The organism is Anaerococcus sp. mt242 (genome assembly GCF_016798225.1).
GTDB lineage: Bacteria > Bacillota > Clostridia > Tissierellales > Peptoniphilaceae > Anaerococcus.
Genome location: NZ_JAEUYX010000030.1, coordinates 1 through 12,994 on the forward strand (window position 1 = coordinate 1; position 12,994 = coordinate 12,994).

Annotated in this window: 11 protein-coding genes and 2 tRNA genes; 9 read left to right on the top strand and 4 right to left on the bottom strand. The window is 31.1% G+C overall.

Annotated features, from left to right (window positions below; translation table 11 throughout):
- Window positions 1-68: 68 nt before the first annotated feature.
- Together JNO63_RS08240 and JNO63_RS08245 are read right to left on the bottom strand one after the other, a co-directional pair.
- Entirely contained in the window at window positions 69-1,787 is a 1,719-nt protein-coding gene (locus JNO63_RS08240; protein ID WP_203128467.1) for a hypothetical protein, read from the bottom strand.
- Entirely contained in the window at window positions 1,780-2,685 is a 906-nt protein-coding gene (locus JNO63_RS08245) for an AAA family ATPase (RefSeq protein WP_203128469.1), read from the bottom strand. Before JNO63_RS08245 ends, JNO63_RS08240 begins: the two co-directional genes overlap by 8 nt.
- Before the next feature lie 106 nt (window positions 2,686-2,791).
- On the opposite strand from JNO63_RS08245, the gene JNO63_RS08250 reads away from it, so the two are divergent.
- Genes JNO63_RS08250 through JNO63_RS08260 form a run of 3 tightly spaced genes read left to right on the top strand, consistent with a single transcriptional unit; the run spans window position 2,792 to window position 6,874 of the window.
- The gene (locus tag JNO63_RS08250) at window positions 2,792-3,235 is read left to right on the top strand and encodes a MarR family winged helix-turn-helix transcriptional regulator (protein WP_203128471.1); all 444 of its coding nucleotides are present in this window, start codon (window positions 2,792-2,794) and stop codon (window positions 3,233-3,235) included.
- Complete coding sequence (locus tag JNO63_RS08255) at window positions 3,232-4,992, top strand: ABC transporter ATP-binding protein (RefSeq protein WP_203128473.1); 1,761 nt, start codon at window positions 3,232-3,234, stop codon at window positions 4,990-4,992. Before JNO63_RS08250 ends, JNO63_RS08255 begins: the two co-directional genes overlap by 4 nt.
- On the top strand, window positions 4,985-6,874 hold the full coding sequence (locus tag JNO63_RS08260; protein WP_238390507.1) for an ABC transporter ATP-binding protein: 1,890 nt from the start codon (window positions 4,985-4,987) through the stop codon (window positions 6,872-6,874). The genes JNO63_RS08255 and JNO63_RS08260 overlap by 8 nt, the downstream gene beginning before the upstream one ends.
- Window positions 6,875-7,044: 170 nt before the next feature.
- On the opposite strand, the gene JNO63_RS08265 is transcribed toward JNO63_RS08260, so the two are convergent.
- Both JNO63_RS08265 and JNO63_RS08270 read right to left on the bottom strand, forming a co-directional pair.
- Window positions 7,045-7,836, bottom strand: a complete 792-nt coding sequence (locus tag JNO63_RS08265; protein ID WP_203128475.1) for an ABC transporter permease — start codon at window positions 7,834-7,836, stop codon at window positions 7,045-7,047.
- Entirely contained in the window at window positions 7,829-8,458 is a 630-nt protein-coding gene (locus tag JNO63_RS08270) for an ABC transporter ATP-binding protein (RefSeq protein WP_203128477.1), read from the bottom strand. The genes JNO63_RS08265 and JNO63_RS08270 overlap by 8 nt, the downstream gene beginning before the upstream one ends.
- Before the next feature lie 202 nt (window positions 8,459-8,660).
- Here JNO63_RS08270 and JNO63_RS08275 point away from each other — a divergent pair.
- The 6 genes from JNO63_RS08275 to JNO63_RS08300 all read left to right on the top strand — a co-directional run bounded on the left by JNO63_RS08275 (window position 8,661) and on the right by JNO63_RS08300 (window position 12,876).
- Window positions 8,661-8,735 (top strand) — tRNA-Gly (locus JNO63_RS08275).
- A gap of 218 nt (window positions 8,736-8,953) precedes the next feature.
- A tRNA-Cys gene (locus JNO63_RS08280) sits at window positions 8,954-9,027 on the top strand.
- A 50-nt stretch (window positions 9,028-9,077) separates the two neighbouring features.
- Window positions 9,078-9,758, top strand: a complete 681-nt coding sequence (locus JNO63_RS08285; protein WP_203128479.1) for a DUF6873 family GME fold protein — start codon at window positions 9,078-9,080, stop codon at window positions 9,756-9,758.
- Window positions 9,759-9,819: 61 nt separating this feature from the next.
- A complete protein-coding gene (gene brnQ / locus JNO63_RS08290) occupies window positions 9,820-11,103 on the top strand; it encodes a branched-chain amino acid transport system II carrier protein (RefSeq protein WP_203128481.1) in 1,284 nt (427 codons plus the stop codon).
- Between the two features lie 44 nt (window positions 11,104-11,147).
- Entirely contained in the window at window positions 11,148-12,440 is a 1,293-nt protein-coding gene (gene hisS / locus JNO63_RS08295) for a histidine--tRNA ligase (RefSeq protein WP_203128482.1), read from the top strand.
- Window positions 12,441-12,513: 73 nt separating this feature from the next.
- Entirely contained in the window at window positions 12,514-12,876 is a 363-nt protein-coding gene (locus tag JNO63_RS08300; protein ID WP_203128483.1) for a class II SORL domain-containing protein, read from the top strand.
- The last annotated feature ends 118 nt before the right edge of the window (window positions 12,877-12,994 follow it).

Here is a 12,994-nt window from a genome sequence, read left to right on the forward strand (position 1 = left end):
CATTCCGCTTAAAATATTATTAAGTTATTCCGTGTTTATGGGTTCAGCTCAAAAATCCTGCTGCTTTTTTAGTTTAATATTTGATTTTTCATAAAAATTGAAACAATTTTACTAAAATTTTCTAGATTTGTAATTCTTACAAAATCTCTATTATAGATGAGTTTTGCATTTTCTACATCTTCATCTTCGCCAGTGAAAACTCCAAGGACTGAAACATTATCATTTCTTAAATTCCTAATTTCAAAGGCTGTGTCATCAATTGCAATTTGCCCAGTGTATTGGTCTTTATCTTTAAGTTTTACTGTATTTATATTTGCCTTTTCATCATTCGGTTTTCCATCTGAAAGTACTATTACTATATGACGGGTATCTTCGTCTGGATCGATGAGATGATGGAGTGTTTTAAAGGCTAGTCCATCGCGGTTTGATCCTGCTGCAAAAAAATTATATATTGCGGTATTTTTATGCTTTTCCTTATAGTCACGGAAAACATTAAAAATTGTATGATCGCGGAGGGTAGAAAAGCTTGTTACACGAATAGGAATTCCTACTTCATCCATTGATTTTGAAATAATATAAGCTTGATTGGCCACAATATGTTGGCGTTCGATTTGGCTTGCTGATGCATCAAGGATTAAGTCCACCTTAAATTTTGTAATCTCATCGTTTTCTTGGTTTAAAAATACATCATAATCATGTATTACTGGAGCTCTCCATACTTTTGTAGGATCTATAATCCCGTAATCCTTGCTTACATCTACAAAATCTTCAAAAGTAGCTAAAGAGTTTTTTATAGCAAGGGAAAGCTCATTTATATTTCTGTGGTTGATTGCAAAATTATTTTCTATATAGCGTTTATTTCTTTCATATTGCTCGCGCCTATTTTCTTTATAAAATCTTGCATTTGGTTTTTGTGTGTATTCTCCCTTGGTAAAGTAAAGTTTTTTGTTAGCATGGATGCCAGTTGCAACTTCTTTTTCAATTTTTTCAATCTGACCTAAGGGTAAAATTGGTTTTCCAAAAAAATCTTCTATAAATTCGCTAGAAGAGTGGTAGTCATCATTTGAAGAATTCATAAACATCAAGTTTTTGTTCAAATCTTCTTTTCTATCTTCATAGTAGATTAATCCGGTAAATTCCGCTGCACCAATTCCAAACTGTTCATCTATATTTTCATCGCTATATTCTTTTGGACTGTCATCATCAGATTCAAACTCTTTTGGCTGATTTTCTTCTACCATTTTTTCAAAAAGCTCTTCGTCTTCTTTTGCTCTTTCAAAATTGAAATAAGTTTTAAAGACTTCATTGAGCTCATCTATTAATACATTGGTATCAGTAGTATAGATTCTAAAAACAGCTTCGTAAATTGACCTAAAAACTGGTCCTTCCACAATAGGTTTATTAAAAACTTTGCCATAATATGCTTTTTCCATTTGCTCTATAAGATTATCAGGCTGGTGGAAGTTATATCTGTGTAGTTTTTTACGGGCATATTCTTTTTGCAAATCGTCAATGACTAAGTTTTGTTTACTAAGCTCTTTAAAAGCTATTTCTTCTATCAAGAGATTTGTTATAAATTTAAACTCTTCATAGAAAGGATTTTTTTTATTTAGATAAGCAAAAAAAGAGTTTAATATTTTTGTATCAAAAGTTTTGATAGTATATCCCAAAATGATATTTTTATAAAGTTCATCCATTGGATAGGACTTATTAGGTGTAAATCTATAGTTTTTTGCAAAATCCCAAATAATATTATATTCTCGGACCTTATCAAGAGATTCAGTCATTAAATACACTCTCTTCTATGCTTGGTGGTACTTTTGTTTTTATAGTATCAATTACTATTTGTCTTTCAAATTCATCGAAAGATTTATTAGCAAGTCCCATAAGAATTGCATCAAATGGATTTAATCCCACTTCCATAGTTTCAATTGCAGAAATCAATCCGCGAAGGTCAACAGATTTGGTAGATATTTCATTGTTTTCACTTTTAAATTGAAGGGAGATAAACATATCCAAAAATGCATTTCTATATTTTTCTTTGAGTTTTGGGAAAGTATCCATGAGCAATTGATCTAGGTTCTCGCGTGTAATATTTGGCATATTTATAATCATAAACCTTGAAGCAAGGGCTTCGTTTACCTCACGAGTGCCCACATATCCGTAGTTCATGGTTGCAATAAATCTGGTGTTTGGATCTAGATTTATTTTTTCGTAACCCGGAAGGTCAATAATTCTTCTATGATCAAGGGTTGCATGTAAAACAGAAATTGCTTCGTTTTTTGCCATATTTATCTCATCAAGTACTGCAAAGCCACCCTTTGTAGCTGCTTCATAGATAGGTCCTTTTCTAAATACAACTTCTCCATCCTTAAAGGTATCAGATCCAATGAGGGAATTGAAGTCCGTATTTACGTGAAAAGAAACATTCCAAGAAGGTCTGGCAAATAAATATGCTAGATTTGATGAAAGTACGTTTTTACCTGTAGCTTTTGCACCTGTTAGCAAAATATTTTTACCAGCTAGTATTGCAGAAATAGCTTGCTCTAGTACTTCCTTACCATAGTATTTAAATTCGGGTTCGCTAACTCTAGGATCATCGAACAATCCATTTTTTTCTCTATATATTTCAACTTGTTTTATAAGATTTTGATCAACATTTTGTTTTTCTAAGTATTCAATCATTTTTACTCCTTTTAACCATAATATTATACAATTTATTTGCAAAAATTCACTTGACAAAGTCCGTTTATAGACTATACTATATTAGTATTTATAAGGAGGTCTCAAATTGGACGAAAAAACATGCGAAATATTCAATATATTTTCCCTACTTAGAAAGCTTAATGGCCTAAATAAACAAAGGGTAGAGAGTTTTGGTCTGAATAATCTTGAAAGCATTATCTTATTTCATATAGATAAGATAGATAATTTAACCCAAAAAGATTTGGTAAATAAGCTCCAAATACCCAAGCAAACCGTAAATAGTAAAATCTTAAATCTAAAAGAAAATGACCTTATTACAATGCAAGGGTCTACATCTGATAAAAGAATAAAAACTTTGGTTTTAACAAAAAAAGGAGAAGATGAAGTAAGAAAGATAAATGAAGCCTTATCCTTATCCAACCAAAAAATTTATGACGACTTGGGAGAAGAAAGCATACAATCGATAAAAGAAAATCTAAATCAATTAATCGTAACTTTAGAAAAAAATATAAATGAGGAGGTAATATGAATAGTTTAAAAGAGTTTAATGATGCTTATTCCTATCTTAAGCAATATTTAAACCAGTATAAGAAAAATAGATTAATTTCTATGCTGATGACAGTACTAGAAACTATTTTTGAACTTTTAATTCCTGCTGTAATGGGGATTATTTTAAATGAAGTAATTTATCAAAAAGATCCAAGACAGGCTTTAAAATATGGTCTTATAATTATAGTTTTATCCCTGCTATCTATGTTTACAGGTACAAAAGCTTCAAAAAATGCAGGTCTTACATCTACTGGTCTTTCTAATAATGTTAGAAAGGCACAATTTAGAAAAGTTCAAGAATTTGCCTTTGAGGATTTTGAATATTTCGGTGTGCCATCACTTTTAACAAGGTTAACAACAGATATGCAGTCCCTATCTCAATCAACTTTTATGACTACAAGATTTGTTATAAAAACAGTAGTCATGGCGATAGTTTCCTTTATACTTGCCTTTAATACTAGCTCAAAATTATCTATTATATTCTTAATATTAATGCCTATTTTAGTACTTATTTTATTAAGTATCACATCAAGAGCTATACCAAAATTTAGGCAAACTCGTAAGCAATACGATAAATTAAACCTGGTTATTGAAGAAAACTTAAGTAATATGAGGGTTGTAAAAGCCTTTGTTAGAAAAAAATATGAAATAGAAAAATTTGCTGGGGCAAATGAAGAAATGTTTAAACTAGCTGATAGCTCAGAAGGATCCATTTCTTATGTTTTCCCAACAGCCAATGCAATTTTATATGCAGCTTTTGTTGCCTTAACTTGGTTTGGTGGGATTGAAATTATAAATGGAAGACTTGGAGTAGGAGACCTTGTTTCATTTAATATGTATGCCATGATGCTATTAGGTTCCCTAATTGGTTTATCAATGGTAATCACCATGTTAATGGCAGCATCACCATCAGTAACCCGTGTAAAAGAAGTATTAACCAGAGAAATTTCTATGGATAATAGCGACAAAGTGGAAGGCCTTGCATTAGAAGATGGTTCTATTGATTTTGATAATGTAAGCTTTAAATACGAAGAAGATTCTGATGCTTACCAATTAAAAAATGTGAACTTACACATTAAATCTGGAGAGGTAATAGGTATCCTAGGGCCAACTGGTTCAGCAAAATCAACCCTTGTTCAGTTAATTCCAAGACTTTATGATATTACAGATGGTAATTTAAAAGTCGGAGGTCATGATATAAAAGATTATGATCTAAAAACTTTAAGAGATGCCGTAACCATAGTTTTACAAAAAAATACCCTATTTTCAGGAACAATTATCGACAACTTAAAATGGGGAGATCCAGATGCTAGTTTTGAAGAAGTAGTAGCAATGGCAAAAATCGCCCAAGCAGATGAATTTATCAACGAAAGAAATGATGGATACGAATCAGAGCTTGGTCAAAGTGGTACAGGAGTATCGGGTGGACAAAAACAAAGATTAACCATAGCAAGATCACTACTTAAAAAGCCAAAAATATTAATCCTTGATAACTCAACAAGTGCAGTTGATACCAAAACAGAAGCAAATCTTCTAGAAGGATTTAATAAACTAGATGAGGATATGACACAAATTATCATTTCTCAAAGACTTTCATCATTTGACCATGCAGATAGGATTGTAATCATGGACAATGGCCAAATATCTGATATTGGTACTGCTGATGAGCTTTATCAAAGAAATGAAATTTATAGGATGACTTATGATATACAACAAAAAGGAGGGGAAGATGAGTAAAGAAAATTTAGAAAACAAAACAAAAGAATTTAAAATGTCTACTGACAAAAAATCTCAAGGTTTTGACTGGGCTTCCCTAAAAAAACTTTTTGACTATTTATTTGATCACAAATGGCAATTAGTAGTAGTCTTCATATGTGTAATACTATCAGCAGTTACCCAAGTTTGGGGTATTTCTATGATGCAACCAATCATAGATAATAGCATTTTAAAAGCTGATATAAATGGACTAAGAGCTGGCGTAATAAAAATGGCTATTATTTACTTAATTTCAGTAGTAACAACATTTATTTACAACAGACTAATGATCCGTATAGGTCAAAGATCAATTAGAAATCTTAGAAATGATTTATTTATCAAGATTCAAAAGATGCCTATAAACTTTTTTGACACAAACCAACACGGTCAAATAATGAGTAGATTTACAAATGATACTGACACACTTTCTCAGTCACTATCATCAACATTACCAACTCTTATCAGATCAACTTTGATGATTATCGGTACAGTTGTGGTTATGATTAGCCTTTGTCCAATCCTTACTCTTGTAATGTTTGTGGGGCTGGTTATTATGGTCTTAGTTTTAAAAAATATTGTCAGCAAGACTGGAAGATTATTTAAAGAATCACAAAAAAATGTATCAATACTTCATGGTTTTGATGAAGAAATGCTATCTGGTCAAAAAGTTATAAAAGTCTTTAATAAAGAAAATGACATAATTAATGAATTTGATCAAAAATCAGAAAATCTAAGATCATCTATGGCAGAAGCTATGGTAAATGCCGGAAAAATGATGCCATTTTTAGTAAACTCAATAAATATTATGTATGCTATTCTTGCGGTAATTGGAGTTGTGCTAACAATCAATGGTAATATAACAGTTGGTATTTTAGCAACATTTTTAACAACGGCTAGACAACTTCAAGCACCTATTTCAAATATATCCCAACAAGCAAATGCAGTGTTTTCTGCTATGGCTGGAGCTAGCCGTATATTTGAAATAATCGATATGCCAATAGAAGAAGATACTGGTTATATCGAACTTATAAATGCTCGCATAGATGAAAATGGCAATGCTATTGAGTGTACGGGAGACAGATGCTATTCTTGGACATGGCTTGAAGATGGCAAGAGAGTTTATAAACAACTTGAGGGTAGAATTGACTTTGAACATGTAGATTTTTCTTACAATGGCAAAGATAAAATCTTAAAAGATGTAACATTTTATGCAAATCCAGGTGAAAAAATCGCCTTTGTAGGTTCAACTGGAGCTGGTAAAACAACCATTACAAATGTAATAACTAGATTTTATGAAATCGATGAAGGTTCAATAAAAATTGATGGCATTGATACAAGAAATATTAAAAAAGACCATCTAAGAAAAGCATTTGGCATGGTGCTTCAAGATGTAAATTTATTTACAGAAAATGTTAATGAAAATATTAGATATGGAAAATTAGATGCAAGTCAAGGAGAGATCCTAGATGCCGCAAAACGAGCTGGAGCAAATGGATTTATCAATAGACTTCCTGAAGGATATGAAACAGAAATTAATGGAGATGGATCCTCACTTTCAGATGGACAAAATCAATTAATATCTATATCTAGAGCAGCGGTTGCAAATCCTCCAATGCTTATTTTAGATGAAGCTACAAGCTCAATTGATACTACAACTGAAACTAAAGTTACAAAAGCTATGGATAAACTAATGGAAGGATCAACTTCTATAGTCATTGCCCACAGACTTTCTACAATTCAAAATGCTGATGTAATCATGGTTATGGAGCAAGGTAGGATTATAGAAAGAGGTAACCACGACCAGTTAATGGAAAAACGTGGCACATACTATCAATTATATACCGGTGCTTTGGAACTGGACTAATAAAAAAATCGCTCACAATTGGGCGATTTTTTTACATAAGTTTTATATTATTTTTACCATAATTTTACTTATTAAGTGTTTAATTCGGATATATAAATAATGTAAGGACAAAGAATTTCGCAACCCTATGACTTACATAAAAAGAGCACCCTTAGGTGCTCTTTTGTGTTTTAGTTTTCTTTTACAAGTAATTGGCATTGGTCGTTAAAGAATCTTTTATAACCAAAACGTAAGAAGAAGAATACGCAAATAGTTACAGAACTTAAAATTGCAGTCATAATTGCAATTTGGTATCTGATGGCGATTAGGGGAGATACACCACCTAAGATTTGACCGGTCATCATACCGGGTAGGGTAATAATCCCCATATTTTTTATTCCATTTAAACTTGGAGTGATAGCCGTATCAAAAGTATCTTGGATAATCTTATCCATAGCCATGCGAGGAGAGGCTCCAAGCATCAATGCTCCTTCTATATTTACTCTTTTATTTTCAATTGATTTTAGCATTTGATTTAGTGCAAGATTTATACCAGTCATTGAGTTTCCTATAATCATTCCCCCAAGTGGTATTAGATATTGTGGGTCATAAATAGGATCTGGTCTTACTACAATTAGTAGGAAAAAAACTAGGGTAAAAATTGTACCTATTAGTTGGGCAATAACTATAGCTCCGATTAAGCCTTTTGATAATTGCCCTTTTTTTGATGAAACAATATTAAAGATTGCAAAAAACTCCATTAAAAGAATCATCAGTGTTGATAAAATAATAGATGAGCTGTCAAAAATATAAACTAAAACAAAACCAGCTATAAATAGCTGTACGGTCATTCTAACAGTACCGATTATAAATTCTTTATTTCGATTTAGTCCGTGAAAAGAAGTAATAATCATGGCAAGTATTACAAAAACGTAAGTTAAAAGCATTTGGCTATTGCTCAAATTTATTACAGAATTATCCATTATTAACTCTCCCATCTACAATTTTTATAACTCTGTCGCTATATTTTTCAGCCATAGAGTTTGAGTGTGTAACATAAATAATAGTTTTATTTTGAGATTTAGCCATATTAACCATCGATTTTATAACAAAATCTTCTGTGATATCATCAAGAGCAGAAGAAGGTTCATCTAATAAGAAAATATCAGAATCTAAAAGCATAAGACGGGCAATAGAAACTCTTTGTTGCTCACCACCAGATAAATTTTCGATATTTTTATCAAGGGGTTCATCAAGGCTAACTTTATCCAAGGCATTTTGAAGATCACTATCGCTTACTTCATTTTTTCCTTGAAATTTTCTTCCCATTAGAAGATTATCACGAATGTTTCCTGGAAAGCTTACAGGACTTTGAGAAAGCATAGGAACTTTTCTCCTATATTCAACAGAATTTATATTAGCTATATTTTCTCCATTTAGACTGATGATGCCTGTTGTTGGAGAGATTAATTTATTTATAAGTCTAAGACATGTAGACTTACCTGATCCACTGGGACCTATAATACAAGTAACCTCACCGAGATTGATATTTAAATTATCAATGTCGATGATGTCTTTATATTTAACATGTTCAAATTTAAACATATTATCCTCAATTCGTTTATAATATTTATCTAATATATTGTATAATAATTAGTGTAAATTGCAAACTTAAAATTTGACAAAATGAATTAAAAAGCTTAGAATAAGTAAGTATTCAATTTTAGGTAAACATCAAATTTAAATTAAGAAAAAATAAAAAAAACTTTACAAAATAAAATTTTAGATGTATAATGTAGCAGTACATGCGGATGTGGCTCAGTGGTAGAGCATCGCCTTGCCAAGGCGAGGGTCGCGAGTTCGAATCTCGTCATCCGCTCCAATTTGCGCCAAATGGCGCTCGATATTTTATTAAAAGTAGAATATCAATTTAATCGAAAATACCAGGTGGCGTTAATTGTTCTTTTACTAGAATAATTGCTCGTTTCTTGGTTGTTTTTGTTTTTAAAAGAAGATAGTCCTTAACTAGGTAAATGGGCTTTCGTGCTTTGCACGACCATTCCATGGAGGGTCCTCATCTAGCCGGACGGGCTTTTTTATGGCGCCATAGCCAAGTGGTAAGGCAGAGGTCTGCAACACCTTTACCCCCAGTTCAAATCTGGGTGGCGCCTCCAAATTTCAACTCTCATTTTGAATAATGAGAGTTTTTTTATTGAGGAGTTTTATGTTTATTATCAGTCACAAATCTACAAATGAATTTAAAAATTTTTTACAAAAAAATAACTTTGACTTTATAGAAACAATCGATAATCCCAATCTTGATCCTAGGATTGCTGACCATCCTGATTTGTCTATTTTTAATCTCGATGGTGAAAATATGGTTATTGATAAGTCTGTATTTGTTTATTATCAGGAAAAGCTTACTAATATAAATCTCATTGCTGGTGAGAATGTGGAGACTAAGTATCCTTATGATTCTCTTTACAATATTTACAAGGGGACTGATTTTTATATTCACAACGAATTTACGGAAAAAAATATATCTACTTATTTAAAAAATAAAAATATCAAACATTATCTTATAAAACAAGGATATACTAGGTGTTCTCTTGTACCCATGGGGGATAAAGTATTGACTTCTGATTATGGGATTTTTAAGGCTTTGAAAGATAAAATCGATATTGTTTTGTTAAAGGAGGAAAATATTCCTCTTGATGGCTTTGATAATGGATTTTTAGGTGGGACTTGTGGATTTTTTGATGATACTTTGATTTTTAATGGTAATATTGAAAAGCTTAATAGCTTTGATATTATAAGAAATGAAGCTAATAAGTCTGGGATCAAGCTTTTGTATCCTACTAACTCAAAACTTTTAGATACTGGATCTATTTTATTTTCCAATTAATAGATAATTATAAAAATAAAAGTATAATTATAAATAGTTTTATAATTATAGGAGTTTTATTTTGGATATTTTATTTATAGGATTTGCATTATTTTCTTTATTTTTTGGAGCAGGAAATTTAATTTTTCCACCTTTTTTAGGTAGAACTTATGGGTCAAATTGGCTTGTTGCAAGTATTGGGTTTATATTAACTGGTGTTGGACTTGCTTCTGTTGCTGTTTATTCTATGGCTAAGAAAAATGGGGATATCAAAGAATTTACAAAAGTTGGTGGAGAAAAATTAGGAAATCTTGTTTTATTAATTATTTCAGTTGTAATTGGTCCACTAGGTGCAATACCGCGTACGGCTGCTACTAGTGGGGAAGTTATGATAGCTTCTGGAATAAATATTTCCTATAATTTATTTATCATTTTATTTTTTGGTCTTACTTTAATATTTATACTGACAGACAATAAATTAATTGATTTAATAGGAAAATATTTAACACCACTTTTACTAGTTGTTTTATTTTTTATGATCATTTCTGGAATTGTCAATCCAATTGGAAATCCATCCATAAGTTCAATGACAAAGGTACATACATTTACAAAATCAGTTGTTGAAGGCTATAACACTATGGATGCCTTGGCTTCAATTGTTTTTGCACCAATTGTGATTAAGTCTTTGATAGAAAAAGGTTATGAAAATGATATTAGAAGAAAAACGGTTCAAGTAATTTTAGTTGCTGCGACAGGATTAGTTTTAGTTTACCTATCCCTTACATATTTAGGAGCAACAAGTACACAGTCTTACACTGATATTAATTCGCGTGTTCAACTTTTAATCATCCTTGCTAGATCAATTTTAGGATCATTTGGAAAATATATTTTGGCAGCTATTATAGTTTTAGCGTGTTTTACAACATCTGTTGGCCTTACAAGTTCAATTTCAGATATGTTTACTAAAATTTTTGATGACAAGATTTCCTACAATACAACCGCTATTATTGTAATAATAATTTCAATTATCCTGTCAATGGTTGGAGTGGATGGGATAATTAACTTAACAATGCCCCTTTTAACCTTTATTTATCCCATAGTTTTGGTGATGATTATACTAAATCTGCTAAATTATAATTTAAGTAAATCTTATCGTAAAATTATATTGGGATTAACTGGAACAATTTCCTTAATACAAAGTCTTAGCATGTACATTTCAATGTTAAATCCAGATCTGGGTTCAAATTTTGAAAAACTAATAGCCTGGTTGCCACTTTATGATTATGGTTTTCCATGGCTAGTACCCTTTATATTTTTATTTGTAATAGGACTTTTTAATAGAGAAAAAAGCTCGACTTTAGTCTAATAATCATTTATGTTATAATTGTAAAAAAGCTTAGGAGAGAATAGATGGATATTATTAAACCTTCAACAATTGCAGGAGTTATGGAGTTACTTCCTGACGAGCAGGCAGTTTTTGACAGGATGAAAAATACAATAGAAGATACATTTAAAGACTTTGGATTTTCAGCAATCGACACACCTGTAATAGAAAAAAATGAAATTTTATTTGCAAAAGGTGGAGGGGAAACTGAAAAGCAAATTTTTGAAATAGCAAGTGATTCAAAAGATATGAGCTTACGTTTTGATCTTACAGTTCCACTTGCAAGATATGTTTCAGAACATTTATCAGATCTAAAATTCCCTTTTAAACGCTATCAAATTGGCAAAGTGTACCGTGGTGAGCGTAACCAAAAAGGTAGATATAAAGAATTTTATCAAGCAGATATTGATATTATAGGTCATAATGATCTTTCTATTTATAATGATGCATTGCTTGCTAGAGTTATCTTTGAAGCCTTTAATAGAATAAATTTTCCAAATATTATCTTTCATATAAATAATAGAAAATTATTAAATGGATTTTTCAAATCTCTTGAAATCGAGGATAGCACTGAAGTTTTAAGGACTATTGATAAAAAAGATAAGATTGGCATAGATAAAACAAAAAGTCTTCTAACAGAAATAATTGGAGAAAAAAAGGCAGATAAAACTCTAGAATTTATAAATGCAGATAATAAAAATACTGAAATTTTAGAAAACTTAGTAGAGTTTGCTGATAAAGATTTATTTAAAGAAGGCCTAGAAGAATTAAAAACCGTTTATGAATATATGGTTAAGTTTGGTATTGATGATAAAAATATCAAAATTGACCTTTCTATCACACGTGGCCTTGATTATTACACATCCACAGTTTATGAAACATTTATAAATGGTTACGAATCAATTGGATCAGTTTGCTCTGGTGGTAGATATGAAAATCTTGCTAGCAACTTTACCAAACAAAACTTGCCAGGTGTAGGAATGTCTATTGGGCTTACAAGATTATTTTACCAACTCCAAGAACTTGGTTTGGTTGAAGAAGAAAAATCATCAAAGATTGATTATCTAATCCTACCAATGAATAAAGAATATCATTTTTATGCTATAGATGTCCTACACAAGCTTAAAGGACAAGGCAAAAAAGCAGATATATTCTTAGAAGATGGTAAATTTAAGAAGAAAATTAATTATGCAGATAAGGTAAATGCTAAGTATGCTGTCATAATTGGTGAAGAAGAAGCTTCCAAAAATGAAGTATCTATCAAAAATATGGAGACTGGTGAACAATTTAATAAAAATATCGAGGATTTGGACTTTTAATCATTGATTTTATTTCAAATTCTTGATATATTTGTTATAGATAATGTTTTATCAAAAAAATTTGGAGGTACATATGAGTAAATTAACAGAAACAGTACAAACTGGTGATTGGGCAAGCGAAAAACACGTTCCAGAAATTGATTTCGAAAGCGTTGAAAATGGCAAAGTAAGAATCAGAGCAGCAGTTGGTAGTGAAATCGAGCACCCAAATACTTTAGAACACCACATTGCATGGATTAAAGTTTTCTTCAAAGCTGAAGGATCTCAATTCCCAGTTGAAATTGCTTCATCTGAATTTACAGCTCATGGAGAAGAAGATCTATTCACAATCCCATGTGCAACAGGATATATAAAAGCAGACAAAAAAGGTACAATCTACGCACTAAGCTATTGTAACATCCATGGACTATGGGAAAATTCTGCAGAATTAAACTAATTTAGTTTTATCAGACAAGTTTATGCTTGTCTGATTTTTTATGTAAAAAATCTCCCAAAGCTAATTTAAGGTGACCCCAAAAAGTTGGACTTAACATCAGGCATAGATTTATATCTGT

What these genes read in the sequence shown, in the direction of transcription:
- JNO63_RS08285 (WP_203128479.1), top strand. Translation starts at nt 9,078, where the DNA reads ATGTTTATTATCAGTCACAAATCTACAAATGAATTTAAAAATTTTTTA.
- JNO63_RS08265 (WP_203128475.1), bottom strand. Translation starts at nt 7,836, where the DNA reads ATGGATAATTCTGTAATAAATTTGAGCAATAGCCAAATGCTTTTAACT.
- JNO63_RS08300 (WP_203128483.1), top strand. Translation starts at nt 12,514, where the DNA reads ATGAGTAAATTAACAGAAACAGTACAAACTGGTGATTGGGCAAGCGAA.
- JNO63_RS08270 (WP_203128477.1), bottom strand. Translation starts at nt 8,458, where the DNA reads ATGTTTAAATTTGAACATGTTAAATATAAAGACATCATCGACATTGAT.
- JNO63_RS08255 (WP_203128473.1), top strand. Translation starts at nt 3,232, where the DNA reads ATGAATAGTTTAAAAGAGTTTAATGATGCTTATTCCTATCTTAAGCAA.
- JNO63_RS08260 (WP_238390507.1), top strand. Translation starts at nt 4,985, where the DNA reads ATGAGTAAAGAAAATTTAGAAAACAAAACAAAAGAATTTAAAATGTCT.
- JNO63_RS08240 (WP_203128467.1), bottom strand. Translation starts at nt 1,787, where the DNA reads ATGACTGAATCTCTTGATAAGGTCCGAGAATATAATATTATTTGGGAT.
- hisS (WP_203128482.1), top strand. Translation starts at nt 11,148, where the DNA reads ATGGATATTATTAAACCTTCAACAATTGCAGGAGTTATGGAGTTACTT.
- JNO63_RS08245 (WP_203128469.1), bottom strand. Translation starts at nt 2,685, where the DNA reads ATGATTGAATACTTAGAAAAACAAAATGTTGATCAAAATCTTATAAAA.